This window comes from Sporolactobacillus shoreae, from assembly GCF_004684935.1.
GTDB lineage: Bacteria > Bacillota > Bacilli > Bacillales > Sporolactobacillaceae > Sporolactobacillus > Sporolactobacillus shoreae.
Genome location: NZ_SRJD01000008.1, coordinates 46,297 through 62,553 on the forward strand (window position 1 = coordinate 46,297; position 16,257 = coordinate 62,553).

15 protein-coding genes and 2 riboswitches are annotated in these 16,257 nt (G+C 45.4%); of the genes, 7 read left to right on the top strand and 8 right to left on the bottom strand.

What is annotated here, in order from left to right; translation table 11 throughout:
• The first annotated feature begins 206 nt into the window (after positions 1-206).
• The 5 genes from E4665_RS08595 to E4665_RS18130 all read left to right on the top strand — a co-directional run bounded on the left by E4665_RS08595 (position 207) and on the right by E4665_RS18130 (position 6,906).
• The gene (locus tag E4665_RS08595) at positions 207-1,430 is read left to right on the top strand and encodes an alkaline phosphatase family protein (RefSeq protein ID WP_135348385.1); all 1,224 of its coding nucleotides are present in this window, start codon (positions 207-209) and stop codon (positions 1,428-1,430) included.
• A 79-nt stretch (positions 1,431-1,509) separates the two neighbouring features.
• Complete coding sequence (locus tag E4665_RS18495; protein ID WP_422067250.1) at positions 1,510-2,952, top strand: MFS transporter; 1,443 nt, start codon at positions 1,510-1,512, stop codon at positions 2,950-2,952.
• Positions 2,953-3,091: 139 nt separating this feature from the next.
• Positions 3,092-3,502 carry a hypothetical protein gene (locus tag E4665_RS08605; RefSeq protein WP_135348386.1) on the top strand — a complete coding sequence of 137 codons (411 nt, stop codon included), beginning with the start codon at positions 3,092-3,094 and terminating at the stop codon, positions 3,500-3,502.
• Positions 3,503-3,693: 191 nt separating this feature from the next.
• Positions 3,694-5,742: a putative bifunctional diguanylate cyclase/phosphodiesterase gene (locus tag E4665_RS08610; protein ID WP_135348387.1), complete on the top strand. Its 2,049-nt coding sequence runs from the start codon at positions 3,694-3,696 to the stop codon at positions 5,740-5,742.
• Between the two features lie 39 nt (positions 5,743-5,781).
• Entirely contained in the window at positions 5,782-6,906 is a 1,125-nt protein-coding gene (locus tag E4665_RS18130; RefSeq protein WP_167815163.1) for a GGDEF domain-containing protein, read from the top strand.
• Positions 6,907-6,982: 76 nt separating this feature from the next.
• Here E4665_RS18130 and E4665_RS08620 read toward each other — a convergent pair whose 3' ends face one another.
• The gene (locus tag E4665_RS08620) at positions 6,983-7,162 is read right to left on the bottom strand and encodes a MarR family transcriptional regulator (protein ID WP_135348388.1); all 180 of its coding nucleotides are present in this window, start codon (positions 7,160-7,162) and stop codon (positions 6,983-6,985) included.
• A 222-nt stretch (positions 7,163-7,384) separates the two neighbouring features.
• Between E4665_RS08620 and E4665_RS08625 the strand changes: the two genes are divergently transcribed.
• Positions 7,385-8,284, top strand: coding sequence for a GNAT family N-acetyltransferase (locus E4665_RS08625; protein ID WP_135348389.1), 900 nt, complete (start codon positions 7,385-7,387; stop codon positions 8,282-8,284).
• Positions 8,285-8,363: 79 nt separating this feature from the next.
• On the opposite strand, the gene E4665_RS08630 is transcribed toward E4665_RS08625, so the two are convergent.
• The 7 genes from E4665_RS08630 to E4665_RS08660 form a co-directional block, all read right to left on the bottom strand.
• The gene (locus tag E4665_RS08630) at positions 8,364-9,191 is read right to left on the bottom strand and encodes an MBL fold metallo-hydrolase (protein ID WP_135348390.1); all 828 of its coding nucleotides are present in this window, start codon (positions 9,189-9,191) and stop codon (positions 8,364-8,366) included.
• Positions 9,188-9,772, bottom strand: coding sequence for a cysteine hydrolase family protein (locus E4665_RS08635; RefSeq protein WP_241654766.1), 585 nt, complete (start codon positions 9,770-9,772; stop codon positions 9,188-9,190). Before E4665_RS08635 ends, E4665_RS08630 begins: the two co-directional genes overlap by 4 nt.
• Before the next feature lie 118 nt (positions 9,773-9,890).
• Positions 9,891-10,898 carry an ABC transporter substrate-binding protein gene (locus tag E4665_RS08640; protein ID WP_135348392.1) on the bottom strand — a complete coding sequence of 336 codons (1,008 nt, stop codon included), beginning with the start codon at positions 10,896-10,898 and terminating at the stop codon, positions 9,891-9,893.
• A gap of 22 nt (positions 10,899-10,920) precedes the next feature.
• Positions 10,921-11,706, bottom strand: a complete 786-nt coding sequence (locus tag E4665_RS08645) for an ABC transporter ATP-binding protein (RefSeq protein WP_135348393.1) — start codon at positions 11,704-11,706, stop codon at positions 10,921-10,923.
• A complete protein-coding gene (locus E4665_RS08650; RefSeq protein ID WP_135348394.1) occupies positions 11,706-12,512 on the bottom strand; it encodes an ABC transporter permease in 807 nt (268 codons plus the stop codon). The genes E4665_RS08645 and E4665_RS08650 overlap by 1 nt, the downstream gene beginning before the upstream one ends.
• A gap of 87 nt (positions 12,513-12,599) precedes the next feature.
• The gene (locus E4665_RS08655) at positions 12,600-13,517 is read right to left on the bottom strand and encodes an NAD-dependent epimerase/dehydratase family protein (protein WP_167815164.1); all 918 of its coding nucleotides are present in this window, start codon (positions 13,515-13,517) and stop codon (positions 12,600-12,602) included.
• An 87-nt stretch (positions 13,518-13,604) separates the two neighbouring features.
• Positions 13,605-14,621: an ABC transporter substrate-binding protein gene (locus E4665_RS08660; RefSeq protein ID WP_135348396.1), complete on the bottom strand. Its 1,017-nt coding sequence runs from the start codon at positions 14,619-14,621 to the stop codon at positions 13,605-13,607.
• Positions 14,622-14,860: 239 nt separating this feature from the next.
• A riboswitch (guanidine-I (ykkC/yxkD leader) is annotated at positions 14,861-14,961 on the bottom strand.
• A 321-nt stretch (positions 14,962-15,282) separates the two neighbouring features.
• Positions 15,283-15,391, top strand: a riboswitch (guanidine-I (ykkC/yxkD leader).
• A 150-nt stretch (positions 15,392-15,541) separates the two neighbouring features.
• On the opposite strand from E4665_RS08660, the gene E4665_RS08665 reads away from it, so the two are divergent.
• Complete coding sequence (locus E4665_RS08665) at positions 15,542-16,255, top strand: urea amidolyase associated protein UAAP1 (protein ID WP_135348397.1); 714 nt, start codon at positions 15,542-15,544, stop codon at positions 16,253-16,255.
• Positions 16,256-16,257 lie beyond the last annotated feature (2 nt).

The following is a 16,257-nucleotide window of genomic DNA, read 5'->3' on the forward strand; positions in this document are numbered from 1 at the left end:
ATCCAATTTGAGCATGAGCCCTCCATTGAACGTTGAGTTGTCAATTTAAGTATAACAGAGCGGTGAATGATCTCGTATTTACAGGACACATCCTAGTTCGCTTGAATTTCACATGATTTTTACAGACATTTTACAAAAAGCGGGTGTCTTAAAAATAAACGCGCAGTATTCTGTAGGTAACGGCTGGAAAAAGGAGGGGTATCCGATTGGGCAATAAAAAACACCTGCTCATGGTATCGCTTGACGCGGTCGATAACTCGGATGTTGATTTTCTGATGCAGCTGCCTCACTTTTCTTCACTGTGTGAGCGCGGCACACTGGCAAGGGAAGTCGAATCCGTATTGGTTTCAAATACATATGTGGTGCACAGCTCGATCATCACCGGAAGGTATCCGAACAGTCACGGGATTACGGAAAATCTGCTGACACAGCCGGGAAAAGATAACCCGGACTGGCATTGGGACAGTGCGGATATTAAAGTGCCCACACTCTATGAAAAAGCCGATGAGGCGGGGCTCTCGGTTTGCTCCATCTTCTATCCAGTCACCTGCGGGGCGAATATCCGCTGGAATTTCCCTGAAGTACCAGGAAAAATCAGCTTTCTGGAGCGTGCCGTCAAAATATTTAAAGGTGGCACCCCTGGCTTTATTCTCTCTTCACTACTCCATTACGGAAAGTACCTCCGCCATATATCGGAACCGTACCTGGACAATTTTACAACTCAGGCGGCCTGCGGGGCGATCCACCGGAACAACCCGGACTTGCTGCTGCTGCATTTGATCGATGTCGATGACCACAAGCACCGTTTCGGACCGGGCAGCCCCCAGGTTCATGATGCGCTGCGCCGTCATGACGACCGGCTCGGTCTGCTGATTGACGCGGTCAAGAACACCTGGCCTGATGAGGAAGTCTCTTTTCTTATTTTCAGTGATCACGGCTGCCTGAAGGTTCATTCAAACTTTGATCCCAATGACTGGCTCAGGCAATACGGGCTCATTCACGGCGCGGCACGGCAGCCCGAAGATTTCGACGCATTCTTCCATAACGCCGGTGGCACCTCTTTTCTAAAAATCGTGAATTCTGAAAAGAAGGCGGACGCGGTTCGCGCCGTATCTGCTTTATTACAGGAACTTCCCGTGAAACGCATGCTGACCGAAGAGGAGATGCAAATCAGCGGCATGGCGGCTCAGTTTTATTGCGGCATTGAAGCGTCTGAGGGCTACTGTTTCGGTGAGGAGGAAAAAGGGCAGCACGGATACGGCCTTCTGAGAAAGAATTACTGGCCCTTTTATCTCGCCTCGGGAAGCGGAATCGCGAAAAACAAAGTGATAAAGGGCGGATGTGTGACCGATATCTGTCCGCTCGCGGCGAATATTCTCGACCTCCCGCTTTGGGCAATGGACGGACAGGACAGACTGACTGGGAGATGAAACCGTGAACCGATTTACAAAAACGGAAAAAAGCTGGATTATGTACGACTGGGCCAACTCGGTCTACGCGACGATCATCATGTCGGCCGTCTACCCGATATACTTTGCCGGTGTCGCAAAATCAAGCGGCATCGCCGGCGATGTCTGGTGGGGCTACGCGACTTCCGCGGCTTCACTGCTGATCGCGGCACTCTCCCCCTTTATCGGCGCAATCGGTGATTTCAGAGGCATGAAGAAACGCCTTCTGGCTTTTTTCCTGACTGTCGGCGTTATCTTCACTTTGCTTATGGCCATAACCGATCACCCGGTGCTGATGCTGGTCGGCTACATTTTTTCTTTTATTGGTTTTGAGGGCTCCATCCTTTTTTATGACAGCTTCCTGACCGACGTCACGACGCGTGATCGGATGGACAGAGTTTCTTCCTACGGCTATGCGATGGGGTACATAGGCGGCAGCACGATTCCTTTTATTATTTCAATCGCCCTGATCCTGTTCGGCGGACATTTCGGTATCGGCGGCGCGCTCGCGGTCAAAATATCCGTCGTTATGACCGCTGTCTGGTGGGCCTTATTCAGCCTGCCGCTCCTTCGCCATGTGAAGCAGATTCACTATGTGGATACCCCTCCGGCCCGTCTGGTCCGCCATTCGCTGACCAATCTCAGAAAAACCATATCGGAAATTTTCCATAACAAAAAACTTCTGTTTTTCATGATCGCTTATTTTTTCTATATCGACGGGGTGGGGACGGTCATCACGATGTCCACTTCTTACGGGAGTACGCTCGGGCTGGGAAGCACGGGTATGATTCTCGCTCTGATGCTGACTCAGCTTCTTGCCGTTCCTTTTTCCATACTCTTCGGCCGGCTGTCAGGCAAAATCGGCACGCTGAAAATGATTCAGGGCGGCGTCCTGATCTATATGATCATCTGCCTTCTGGGCTTTTACATGGGTTTTTCCTTGGAACCGCATCAGCGCGCTTACGAGAATGCCTATAATAATGCTGTCACACAGGCCGATGTTCCACTGGATCAGGCGACGCTTAGCGCGATTAAAGTAAAAGGTTCGGCACTTTTATCTCGTCCGGACCGCGCCGAAGCGTTTGCCTCTATGATCGATGACCTGTCCCTTGGAAAAAATCCGACTGAAAAGGCCCGTCTGGAAAAGCTGAAGTCCTCCGTCACCGTTTTTCTGAAAGATGAACAGCAGGCGAAAGGCTTTACAGACGCGATTAATTTTTCCACAATCCTCTTCTGGATGCTTGCGATCCTTGTGAGCACTTCCCAGGGCGGCGTCCAGGCACTTTCCCGCTCGTATTTCAGTAAAATGATACCGCCCGAGCGATCCAATGAGAGTTTTGGCTTCTTTGATATTTTCGGAAAATTTGCTTCGGTGATTGGGCCCTTCCTCTACTCCTTTTTTGCGGCGGTCACCGGCCGGTCCTCAATCGGTATCCTGAGTCTGCTGCTGCTGTTCGGTATCGGCTTCGCCGCACTTTCCAGAAGCAAGAAGCAGGCCCAATAATATTCTTAATAATGCTGAGTCCGAGCATGCTCCCTATGCCCGGGCTTTTTTTTCACTCTTTTTTAATCATTCTTTAAGAATTGCCCGCTACAATGAGACCAAGTGAACCCAATAGGGATTTGAAAGGAGAAATAAAGTAATGCAGCGTATGAATCGAATCCATTTCTGGTTAGGCATCATTATCGCAATAGGCTTGCTTGCTGAATCGGCGGCCGGAATTTATATGTATGTTCTGGGGAGTGATCAACAGAATGCCCAAAGGTCATTTGCCCAGAATATGCCCAATGGGTTCCAGGGCGGTTTCCAGGGAAGCGGCTCCGGCAGCAATAACAGCCAGTCGCCCTATGGGGGCAGCGGCAACTTTCAGAACGGTGGCCAGCGTTTCAGGCAATTTGGAAACATGAGGCGTGCAAGGAACTTTCAAACTACCGTGTATGGCCTGATCGCAAATATCATCGCGTTGATTCTTTCTGTTGCCGGACTCGTGGCATCCGCCATCGTTGCACGACGAAACGCAAAGAACAGGAAAGAGCTGGTCAGTCAGGAGTAAAGGGCATTTTTTCAGCAAAAGCAAATCAGCAGATATCCGAAGCCGGGATAAAACCCGGCTTTTTTTAAAATAAGTCAATTGTAAGCGGTATATCATCCTATTTTCAGGTTAAAAGGGTTGAAGATTGATAGACGTAAAACGATAATAATAGTAAAGTTGATTTCGCCATCATTCGGGAGGAAGTGAGCGGCATGAAAGATCAGATTTTTCATCCCTGGGGCGAGGTCCGGTCTTTAGTTCAAAAAATCAGAAGCACAATTGATCTTCATGAACTCATTCATTATGAAACGATTCTGACCGCCTGCTGTGTCTTCCCGATTGAACTGATCGGGAGTGCGACCAATTTTTACTTTCGCCTGACAGAGCGGGAGCCGTGGTTGTTAACCTGGACCACAACCTTACTCATGGCGGCGCTCGGTTTTGCCTCAATAATGACCATCGCACTGAACCTGACCGACCGGATGCGTATCCACCTCCTCTGCTCATTTGGCTCTCTGTTTGTTTTGCTGAGAATTTTCCCTGACTTCAGTACAATCGGAAGTATGCCCGGCTGGTTTTTCCTTTTCATCATGACACTGATTGCTGTCACCCGAGTGGATAGGATTCTTCTAATCTATACAGGTATCACGGCAATCAGTTTCTGCGTCCTTTCTTCAGTCCAGCAGTTTTTCCTGAATGGATCTGCAGATACTCCCATCAATGTCCTTCGATTTATTCTGGTAGGCGTTGTTTTCATTGTCGGCATCATCGTTCAGAAGATCTATGCGGATCTTCTGAAAAGAGATCTTCACCAAGTCACCATGTTACATGCCCGGAATGAAGAAATCACCCAATTGAATCAGGATCTGCTTCAGTCAAAGGAAGCGCTGAAATCAAAAAACAGCCAGCTTTCCAAATCTTTTATACAAATCAAGGAAAATGAGAAAAAACTGATCCATCTTGCAAATTTTGATAATCTCACCGATCTCCCAAACCGAAAATTGTTCATGGAGTCGCTCGTCCGGCTATGCAGAAAGGCATCCTCTGCTTTCGCAGTTATCTTCATTGATCTGGATAAGTTTAAAGCAATTAACGACACGATGGGTCACTATATCGGCGACCGTTTCCTCAAGACAGCTGCCAAGCGGGCAACCGCAGTGATCGGCGAAAAAGATATTCTGGGCCGGCTGGGCGGAGACGAGTTCGCCTTGATTGTCCCCGATTATTCCGGTAAAGAATCCCTTCTTGAAAAAGTCAATCATCTGCTGAATATTCTGGAACAACCCTTTCAGATTGACAAATACAAGATTACCTCAAGTGCCAGTTTCGGCATCTCTATCTTCCCGCATCATGCCGTCAACGCCGCCGAGCTTCTTAAGGCCGCGGATACAGCCTTATACAAAGTAAAAGAAATCGGGAAAAGCAAGATTCAGTTTTTCGATGATCAGATGCAGGAAGAACTAATCTATGTGACAAAAATTGAGTCCGCACTCAAAACAGCTCTCGAGCGCGGTGAATTTTTTCTTCAGTATCAGCCCCAGTTTGATATCAGCCGGAACAGGATCAGCGGTTTTGAAGCACTGATCCGGTGGGAGCGTCCGGATCACGAAATCATCAGCCCTTCGGTTTTTATCCCCATCGCCGAGCGGACTGGCCTGATCTCGGATATTGGCCAATGGGTGCTGAAAGAAGCCTGCAGAAAGATCAGGGATGTGAAAGAGAAGGTTCATCAGGAGATTAATATCGCGGTCAATGTTTCACCTGTACAAATGCGTGACGTGAATTTCTCTTCGCAGGTCAAAGATATTCTTGCCGATGAAGGGATTCGGTCTGACCTGATCGAGCTCGAAATAACAGAGTCCATATTAATCGAGAATATTGATCAGGCCGTCGCTTCGATCAAAGCGCTGAAGGAAACAGGGGTGCACATCTCTCTCGATGATTTCGGAAAGGGCTATTCTTCACTTAATTATTTGAAAGTTCTCCCGATTGACACACTGAAAATCGATATGTCGCTGATCAAGGGGCTGGATGTTGGTACAGTCGAAAAGAAAATTGTCGGTTCCATTATTGCACTGACGCATGATTTGGGAATTTTGGTTGTGTCAGAAGGGGTAGAGAATCAGGAGCAGCTGGATTATCTGAAGAGCCGTTCATGCGATATCATTCAGGGCTTTCTGATTGGCCAACCGATGCCGGAAAACGCCGTCAACCAATTCGTAGTTTCACAGAAAGATGATCATTTATCAGAGAATGGGTAAATGCGTCAAATGCTCAACTATTTCCAGGGGGATCAGCCAGTGCTTCATCTGAAATATGAACATGTCATGAACTTATCCAAGTGGAGCCGTTCGCTCTATTTCTATCTGTGGTTTTGTCTGCTCGCCATTTTTCTTGGCGAACTTGTTGTTTTTTGTATTAAGTATTTTGCGATCGGTTTCCCGGCCTCCGAGCCGCCCGTCCGCAGCTATATTATGAATTACATCATTACCCCCAGCATCATTAATGTTCTGATTATGAGTGCCGCATCGCTCTTGATCGAATATTTTATCAGGCGCGAGCTTCTGTATATGCAAGCCATTATCCTGCTTACGGCCACATTATCCGTTTGCTTTAATGTCGTTTATGTCCACTATGTGATCAGTTCCATCTACTTTGTATTCTGTATTCCGATCATGATCTCCCTGTTTTATATTGATATGAAGCCTCTCATATTTTCAACGCTCGCAAGTCTGGCATCTTACCTTTCTTTCTGCTTTATCATCCTGCCCCACCGCTCAGGAAGAGTGCTCGCAGACCAGGGCTACATGGAGATTGTTGTCATCATGATCGTGCTTATGGTTCTGTTTTTTCTGGCGAGCATTGTTCTTGCCTGTCTGTCTGATCTGGCCAACCGTATTATTGCGACAAACATACAGGTAAAACAGGATTCCCTGACAAAGCTTCTGAACCATGCATCTTTTTACGACCAGTTGGATGACTTGATCAAAATTTACAAAGAAAAAGAAACTGGCTTTTCATTGATTATCTGGGACATCGACGGATTCAAACAAATTAACGACCAATTCGGGCATATCATCGGCGATCGAGTGCTCCTCTGTTTTGTCACGTCACTGAAAAGCTGCCTGAATGAATACGAAACAGCCTTCCGTTACGGTGGGGAAGAGTTTGCGATCCTCACCCATAAGAATGCAACCTCAGCGGAGCTCCTGACCCGGAAGATCAGAAGTGTCTTTGAGAAACAGGGCAAATACTTCGATCTCCCGATTCATCTGACGGCAAGTGCCGGCATCTGCGAATTTGACTCAAAAGTATTTTTCGGAAAACATGAATTTTTTGCCGCCGCAGATAAAGCTCTGTATAAAGCCAAACGCACGCCGGGCAAAAACACTCACTTTGTCTGGCGTCCGGACATGGACATCTAGAAGAATAAGGACCGGATCGGAAAACCCGCAGGCTTTCTGATCCGGTCCCTATGCACTTTCTTACCCTTTGCCGCTGTTATTTTTTCAATTCCCAGTAGCAGCGCTTTGGGGAAACAATTTTTTCTTCCTTCTTCAGCTGCGTCATAACCTTATTGACTTCCTTTTTGTCAATACCTGTTGTTTCAGCCACTTTACCCGCATTTGCCGGCTCATCCGCTTTTGTAAAAAAGTCAAGAACTGCATCATAACTTGCCATATAAATCACCTTCTCTACCTTTTTTTCGGTGCATTAAGAAACACCTTCATTATACAAATTGCGCCGACACATTCAAGGCTGTGCCATCTGGCGTTTCAGGCGAATATCATGTAAGATGAGTCTGAGACAGATGTTCTTTCAGCATCCGACCATTCGGAAAAAGCGGTTATATCAACGATTTAACAGTCTCTTGAATGAGCATAGAAACAGGTGACGGCATCGATGGACATCGTAAAATTGGAGAAAGATAGAATCAACGATTTTGTGAACTATTGTACGAAGCATCGCAGCGAAGTGGATGACTCCTATCTGTATGGTGATGATCTTGAAAAATTTGTGCCGGACGATGAGAATCCGACCTATATTCTGACGGATGATGTGGGAAAAATGAAAGGCGCGGCTTCTCTAATCATGGATGACTATCACCGGGCGGGGAAGAAAATCCGTTTCAGAATTTTCCACACAGAAACAGGGGACGTATCAGATTACCGGAACCTGCTGCAGGCTGTTTCGAAGCATGCGCGAGGCATGGAGAATGTATTTGTGTTTGTCCAACTTGTCAATAAAGAGATGCTGGGTATCGTGAAAAGCCTGGATTTCAAGCTCTGGCGCTACTCTTTTTTACTGGTCAAAGAAAATATTTCAGAATATCCTCTGAGTCTTCCGGAAGGTTACACGATTCGGCCTATGGTTCCGGGAAAAGACGAATCCGTGTGGTGTGCGGTTCGCAACGAAGCTTTTGCAAAACTGCTCGGCAGCGAGACGCCGATGACCGAGGAAATTATCCATGAACGGACACTTGCTTCCGATTACCTTGAAAACGGTGCTTTGATCCTTTATCACGGGGAGCGCCCCGTCGGTGTTGTTCAGGGCCTGGATGACGAATATGACAACGCACCGATTATGTGTATCGGCCCTCTGGCTATTATACCCGAATATCAAGGACGGGGACTCGGCCGCATGATGCTCCGAGCATCAATCAATTTTGCGAAGCAGCAGGGCTACACCCGGACCATCCTATGCGTCAACGGCGAAAACGATCGGGCAAAAACGCTCTACAAACATGAGGGGTTCAAAGAAGTTGAAGAAGTCGCCGCGTATACGTATGATCTGGAAAAATAAGATGGAAACAGGCAGGGCTGTTCATGGTTTGACCCATAAACAGCCCTGCTTTTTTTTCATTCGGGACAATTCACGTACACTATAGTCCCATCTCTTTTTCGAGTAAAAGCATATTATTTTTGTTCATTTTTTTCATAAAATCAGGAAACTTGTAACCGTCAATCAGACGGTCAATAGCATCCGGATTATGTTCCTTAATCAGTTGTCGCATGGATTTTATATAATTTACAGAATCTGATTTTCTCTTTTTCATCTCCCACTTGTCCCTCGTGAAATCTCCATGTCCGGGGATCAGCAGCTGTAGATCATACAAATTCATAATCTGATCAAGTTTCGCCAATGTTTCTTCATAGAGTTCTCCGCTGTAATAAATATATGGAAATTCGACGCTGCAGAAGTAATCGCCTGACAGCATGATGCCGAACGGCTCTATGATGGTGAACATACCATCGTCGTTATGGCCCGGGGCGTTATAGAAAATTAATTGAAGATCCCCGAGAGTCAATGTATCCCCCTCGTTTTCTATCGCATAATCGACTTTCGGAAAAGAGGGTTCGTAGGGTCTTGTCAGATAATTCTCACTGTCGAAAGTGCTGATTTGCTCCATAATCCGTTTTTTCTTTTGAACACTGCTGACCGCAAAAGCACGGCTGGCAATCACTTTAGCTTCGGGAAAAGCCTTGTAGCCGACTATATGGTCAGAATCTGAATGTGTGAACAACAGATAAAGCTTTCTCCGGCCCAGAAGGCTACCGACATATTCCTTAATTTCTTCAATCTCTAAAGGAAGCCAGGTCGGATCGACAACGATAACCGAGTCTTGTGATTTTATGACGGTGCTGGCTGTTTCCTGCAGACTGCTGCGAAAAATACTAATATTCTCATCTGAATAAATGAGCAAATTCATCCGACCTCCCTGTTTCGAGCATCATTTAAAAACGCAATGACCTCTTCTGAATCTGTTTCGGAGTCATGCTGCAGATACTTGATTGCTTTCAGAGCTGCCGCGTGCGCTTCTTCTGAGGATCCGCTGACCCCGTCATAGATTACCCTGACAAAATAATCGTACTGGTGCGCGTCAGCACAAGTATAATGGACACACACATCCGTCAGAAAACCGCAGACGATAAGTGTCTGAACATGCAGTCCCTGCAGGAGAATCTGTAGATCCGTGCCAACAAAGCAGCTGTACCGCCGCTTTGTTATAACATACTCTCCTTCAATCGGCTGAAGGGGATCCACGATCTCTACGCCTTCTGTCTTCTCGAGACAGTGAATGGATTCATCCCCATCCAATTCTCTGCCAAAATCCACTTTTGTCCGGCGATGTATCTCTTTTGAAAAAATGACTGGAATCTGATTCTTTCTTGCGGCCTGAAGCACCTCACCGATTATCTGAACAGAGTGTACCGAGTCGGTGACTGAAGACAGGAATTCCTTCTGTGCATCAATGATCAGAAGGGCAGGTCTCCCGATAAATTCAACCATTTTCATCTCTCCCCGTTATTTTTTAAAGTACGGGAAAAACAAAAACCCATGTCTTCCCAAATCTAGGCTGATATTCAGCTTCAGGAAACAGGCATAGGTTATTTGCATTATTATTCAATTATTTGATATAAGGACTGTTCAGGAAATCATTGAAACTTGGAACCTTCTGTATATAGCCCAGGCTCTTCAAAAACTTGCCATTCTGTTCGCCGCTATAATAGAAAGATTGGAATGTGTTTCCTTTTTTGTAATACTGTTTGTTAGCTGAAGGCGAAAGCAAGTGGAATCCGTCAAGGCCTTGTTTCAGCTCGGCAGGGGTAATACCGGCAGCCTTGGCAACAATTTTAATGGATTCAGCCGGGTGCGCTTTATAATAGTTCATCGCATCGAACCATGCAGCAGCAATATTCTTTACATCCTCTGGTCTTTGCTGCATCACCTTACTATTCATAACAAACATGTCTGGAATCAATCCTGGGTAGCTTTTAGACGATGCAATTTTTGTTCCATTACCCTTAGTCTGCGCTTCGGAAAGGAATGGTTCCCAAAGTGCCGCAGCGTCCAGCTTATTGGCGATAAACGCGTTTCCTGAATCCTGCACTGTCATGTTTGTTAAATTAATATCTTTTTCGGTCATACCATTATCTTTTAATACGGTAAGAAGGAAGAAATGCTCGATAGTGCCGACTTCGGTGGCTACTTTTTTACCTTTCAGATCTTTAACCGTTTTGATCCCCGGTTTAGCCACAATTCCGTCACCGCCGGCTGAGTAGTCCGTCGCAAAAACGGATTTAATAGGAATACCCTTGGACAGCGGTGAGATGCAATCAATAAGGGCTTCACTGTTCCCATCCACCTTGCCTGTATTCAGTGCCGATATGGAATCACTGTAAGTCGGGAAGTAGACTAGTTTGACATTGACATGGTGTTTTTTGAAAAAGCCTTTATCCTGTACCAGATACCAGAAATACCATGTCGGCAACGGACTGAACGCAAGTTTGATCGGCCCGCTAGAGGAAGGAGATCCTGAACCTTTGCTCGAAGAAGAACCGCAGGCCGTCAATGCCAGAACCATAAAACACGCCATTAACACGCTTAACACTTTTGTAAGCTTTAAATGCTTCATTTTAAAATGCCCCCCTGATTGTTTATTTTTTCAATAAAGAAACTATGTGATCCTTCATTTGAAGGAACTCATTAGGCCTCACCAGCTCACTGCCCTCGAATAATCCCAGATCGGCGTTCATCTCTTCCGCCAGTCTTCCAGGATGTGAATGCATCACATAGATTCGCTGTGAAAGAAAGATCGCTTCCTCAATATCGTGTGTGATAAAGACAATGGTCGTCTTCTCCCGCTTCCAAATTTCCAGCAGCAATTGCTGCATGTCCGACCGGGTCTGGGCATCCAACGCACCGAATGGTTCGTCCATCAGCAGAACCTTTGGATTATTCGCAAGCGCCCTGGCTATGGCCACACGCTGCTTCATACCACCGGAAAGTTCCTTGGGATAGGCATTGGCGAACCTTTCCAGATCAACCATCTTCAGAAAATAATCGGAGGTTTCCTTTTTTTGTTTGGCTGACATTTTTTTAAGCCGCAAACCAAATTCGATATTCTTACGGACTGTCAACCATGGAAATAACGTGTATCCCTGAAAAACCATCCCTCGATCAGCTCCGGGACCTTCGATCACCTTTCCGAAGATCGTCGCTTTCCCTTCAGTCAGCTCGTCCAATCCGGCTAGTATTTTAAGCAAAGTTGATTTCCCGCAGCCGGAGGGGCCGACAATACTGACAAACTCATGAGGATCAACATGAATGGAGACATCGTCGATGGCTTTAATCTCTTTCTTCGTCGTATGATAAATTTTTGTCAGATGACTGACATCAATTGCCCGTCCTTCTTCGGTACGGCTTTCTGCTTCAATTGGCATTATCGCTCACCTCCCGACCAGGGAAAAAGGACACGCCCGAGAACGACAAAGAGTCGGTCAATGATTAGCCCCAGCAGCCCGATGACCAGGATACCGACGAATATAATGTTGGTGTTCATGAATCGCTGAGCTTTCAAGATCGAATAACCAAGGCCGCTGTCGGCGGCAACCAGCTCGGCCACAACTAGATAGGTCCACGCCCAGCCCATAATCAGACGCAATGTGGCGAACAGTCTAGGCATCAGAGCCGGAACAATAACTTTTATCAGTGTATTCCATCGTTTTGCGCCTAAAGTGTAGGCGGCATAGATCAGATCTTTATTGACGGCCCGCGTGTCATCAGCAACCATAATGATCAGCTGAAAGAAACTGCCGATGAAAATAATCAGAATTTTTGCAGTTTCGCCGATTCCCGCCCAAACCATTACCAGAGGAATGAAAGCCGGTGCTGGCATGTAACGGATAAATTCGCTTAACGGAATGATGATAGAGTCGGAGATTTTAAATGTGCCCGCAAGTATCCCAAGCGGTACGCCGATGATCGCCGCCAGCAGAAAACCCATGAACACCCGGTAAATACTGATGCCGATGTCTCCCCAGTAACTACCGGTCGAAATCAACTGAATAAATGTAGTGAACACAAATCCGGGACTGGGCAGAAAAGTATCCTGAACCACTTGAAAAATACTCATCAGTTCCCAGATGATCAGAACAACGACAAATGTGGCAATTGTGCCGGTCCAGTACCATTTCTTAGGGATGTCCTCGCGGATTTTAAAAAGTTTTGATCGTGTAGGAGATTTCATTGTAATTGTTCCTCCCCTTTCATGTACTCTGTAAGAAATGGATTAAATTTTCCGGACTCCCAAGTCGCGCTCCGGAATCAATAGTCATTAATACGGATGTTTCTCCAGCCATTTTGCATAGGAACCGACACCTTCTTTGAGATCTTCATAGAGTGGCTTGTATCCCAGCTCATTTCTGGCCCTTGAAATGTCGATCGTCGCATAGCGCTCAATATTCGCAAAGTACCCCCTGCCGATCTGTATCAAAGTATCAGGATAAAGTGTTTTGACATAAGCGATCAGATCACTATATTTGGTTTTATATCCAGCCGTTATTGAGTAAACATAAGTTTCAAGTGTGTCAACGGTACAAGCCAGGAAACATGCCTGCGCTACATCTTTTACATGGACAAACTGAAACTCGTGGTCGCTCCCTTCCGGCATGATGGTAGGTTTGCCGTCAATAGCATTGCGCAATAAGTCCCTCACGTAGCACGGCATAAACTGACCTGGGCCATAGATCCATCCCGGACGCAAGGATGGAATTTCAACACCGTAATGGTTACGATAAGCTGCCGCCAATTTTTCAGTAAAGACCTTGGTTGCCCCATAAACCCCTGACGGATGAAGCGGAATGTCTTCATTTGTTGTCCCAAGTTCTTCGTTACTCCCATAGGCATATTCGGAACTGAGGTTTACTACACGCTTAATTCCCGATAGCCTGGCAGCTTCAAAAACATTCATAGTGCCAAGAGCATTGGTCAGTACTGTCTGGTATGGGATTTCAATGGCCACAACCGGATGAGAAATCGCCGCCGTATGAATGATACGTTCTATTTCATACTTTCTGATTGTCAGAAGAAGGGATGGGAGATCAAGTAAGTCACCCTGCACATAAATCAGTTTTTCGTTCTTACTTTCTTTGCCCTTTCTGTCAAAACTAATCACTTTTTCGCCTTTTTCCAGAAGCATCTGAACAAGATTGCTCCCCAAAAGGCCAAGACCGCCGGTGACAAGAATATTCACGTGCATTTGCCTCCACTCTGTTATTCGTTCAAAAAGTCGATTTTCAAATAAGACCACTGTCTAGTTGAAACTCATCTTACATTTCAGTTATTTTCCAGCCTGGAGCTTTTTCAGGAATTGAACGTCGAGCGCTTTGTTCAGATCCGGATTTCCGGTAATCATTTGCTGACCTTTCAGAAACTTAGCCGTTTCCTGACCGGTATAATATAACGAACTGTAGTCATTGGCCTTTTTGAAGGCATTGATGCTTTCATCGAGGTTATAGATTTTAATGGTCTTGTACACATCTTTATATTCATTAACGGGCGTATTTGCTGCCTTAGCCATAATTTTCATGGATTCGTCCGGATGTTTATGCCAATAATCCAGTGCATCATACCAGGCGCGGAGCAAATTCTCCACGTCTTTCGGATCCGATTTTGCAAGAGATCCTTTTACAGCAATCACATCAGTAATCAAACCGGGCATATCCGCGGAAGAGAAGAGTACCTTGGCCTTGCCGCTACTGGTCGCTTTGCTGATAAAAGGTTCATAGAGTGACGCTCCATCCAGTTTTCCGGAAATTAAAGCGTTTCCCGCGTCACTGATATCCATATTTGAGAATTGTACATCGGACTCCTTTAGACCGGCTTTCTTCATACCTTCCAGCATCAACAGATGATCTACTGTTCCGAGTTCGGTAGCCACTCTCTTCCCTTTCAAATCATTAAAGCTCTTGATGTTTTTATTCACTACAAATGCGTCACCACCGTTTGAAATATCATAAACACCAACTGCTTTTAAATCCACACCTTTACTGAGAGGAACAATCATGTCGTTTATGGTCACCCCAGCAGCGTCAAGCTGTCCGCTGGAAAGTGCGTTCAGCATACCACTTAAAGCAGAAAACTGTTTCAGCTGAACATCCAGCCCGTATTTTTTAAAGAACCCTTTTTCCTGTGCGATATACCATGGAAAGTATCCTGGCCATGGATTGAATCCCAGCACTATTTTCTTACTGGCTGATGATCCGGAACTTCCCTGACTTTTATTTGATGAACACCCCCCAAGCACAAGCGCCATTGTGAGTAGCAAAATTGCGAACAGTTTTAATTTTTTTCCCATTTTGAACCCTCCCTTTAACTGGTTTTAAGTATCATAAGAAGTCGTGCTTAAGTACGGCTTTAACAATCAGTTAATGTTCAGAGATAAGCTAGATAAAAAGGACTGAATATTCCGATTATAAATCCCATAATCATTTTCAGAACGACCTTCATCAGATTGTCATTTCCGCCATCCCGTAAATTTATCCCCTCCAAAAAATTGCAAAAAATAAAAAGCCGCAGGGAGAATTTGTGAGCAAATTCTCCCGGGCTTTTATCCCTCCGTGTAAACCTGTTTAGGATCGTCCTCTCTCGGACCAGACTTATTAAAAATCAATAACGGAACCCTAGAAGACTTTTCGTATTTAACTTTATTTACAGTATAAATAAGATTCTGAAAACATCAATAGCTATGTCATATATTCTGACATAAAAATTAACAATTCGCGTCTTTTTGTCAATGTCTTACATCGCTTTCATATCAATAATATAAGCTTTTTCTTCTTTTTTTATTAAAAATTAAAAGATGGTCACTTTTTCATAGATTCTTTTATTTCCCTTGTCATTTTGAAATGGAACTTTCTTTATTTTTATAAAACATCTTGATTTTTTGAAACTTATTTGTGATAATACTGTCAACAGATTTTGTGTGAATATTTAATCTAATGCGATGCCCAATTGAATAAACTGCTTTCTAGGGTTCCAGGCGGGCTGCAGAGTCCCGTCGATTGGTCCGAGAGAAGGCGCACAATAGTTGCATTGTGAACACGGAGGGATAAAAGCCCGGGAGATACCTTTATTAAGATATCTTCCAGGCTTTTTATTTTTGCATTTAATTATAATATTCAAAATTTCCAGCCTACTTATCTGGGGATTTATCTCAAAATCTGCGAGGATTACAACTTCTGTCTTTCAATAAAATGCTAAGGAGGCATTTATATTATGCAGAACATATGGACAAAAACATTACGTAAGGGAGAAAAATGGTCTGGTATCATCAAGCGTGGCAGATTAGTCCGCCTGACGGCTCTTGGAGAAGGTGCCAACCTCTCCGCACTTTTCTACAATGCTCACGACCACACGGAACGCTATAATATGCCGGATACTCTGAAAGCACAGCATACTTTTCATCTGACGACCGGAAATATCCTGATGACTGACAATGGCCGTGCGATGATTAGCATTGTGGCAGACAGTCTCGGATGGCACGACACCATCAGCGGCTACACAACGCGGGAACTGACAGATAAAAAATACGGAGAGTCCCTGTACCAGAAAGTGCGGAACGATTGGTTTCGATGCGGTCAGGAAAATTTTACGATTGAACTGGTGCGCAATGGGATGGATGCACGAGATCTGACAGCTCCGGTCAACTTCTTCTCTAAAATTACAAGTGATGAAAATGGAAATATGGATTTTATTAAAGGTTACTGCCCCTATGGTGCAACCGTCACACTTCGTACGGAAATGGACACACTCTTCATTCTGTCAAATACACCTGCCCCCGTTGATCCGAGCACCGATTACCCGTCCGTACCCGTACGCTGTGAAGTTCTTCCGGCAGTTCCAGTGACCCCGCTGGATCCATGCGTTCTGTCCTGTCCGGAAAATCAGCGGGCTTTTGAAAACACGTGGGAAATGGAAACACTATCCTGAAA

Excerpts from the sequence above, each read along its gene's own strand:
- E4665_RS18495 (WP_422067250.1), top strand. The coding sequence starts at position 1,510 with ATGTCGGCCGTCTACCCGATATACTTTGCCGGTGTCGCAAAATCAAGC.
- E4665_RS08605 (WP_135348386.1), top strand. The coding sequence starts at position 3,092 with ATGCAGCGTATGAATCGAATCCATTTCTGGTTAGGCATCATTATCGCA.
- E4665_RS08610 (WP_135348387.1), top strand. The coding sequence starts at position 3,694 with ATGAAAGATCAGATTTTTCATCCCTGGGGCGAGGTCCGGTCTTTAGTT.
- E4665_RS08620 (WP_135348388.1), bottom strand. The coding sequence starts at position 7,162 with ATGGCAAGTTATGATGCAGTTCTTGACTTTTTTACAAAAGCGGATGAG.
- E4665_RS08625 (WP_135348389.1), top strand. The coding sequence starts at position 7,385 with ATGGACATCGTAAAATTGGAGAAAGATAGAATCAACGATTTTGTGAAC.
- E4665_RS08630 (WP_135348390.1), bottom strand. The coding sequence starts at position 9,191 with ATGAATTTGCTCATTTATTCAGATGAGAATATTAGTATTTTTCGCAGC.
- E4665_RS08635 (WP_241654766.1), bottom strand. The coding sequence starts at position 9,772 with ATGGTTGAATTTATCGGGAGACCTGCCCTTCTGATCATTGATGCACAG.
- E4665_RS08640 (WP_135348392.1), bottom strand. The coding sequence starts at position 10,898 with ATGAAGCATTTAAAGCTTACAAAAGTGTTAAGCGTGTTAATGGCGTGT.
- E4665_RS08645 (WP_135348393.1), bottom strand. The coding sequence starts at position 11,706 with ATGCCAATTGAAGCAGAAAGCCGTACCGAAGAAGGACGGGCAATTGAT.
- E4665_RS08650 (WP_135348394.1), bottom strand. The coding sequence starts at position 12,512 with ATGAAATCTCCTACACGATCAAAACTTTTTAAAATCCGCGAGGACATC.
- E4665_RS08660 (WP_135348396.1), bottom strand. The coding sequence starts at position 14,621 with ATGGGAAAAAAATTAAAACTGTTCGCAATTTTGCTACTCACAATGGCG.
- E4665_RS08665 (WP_135348397.1), top strand. The coding sequence starts at position 15,542 with ATGCAGAACATATGGACAAAAACATTACGTAAGGGAGAAAAATGGTCT.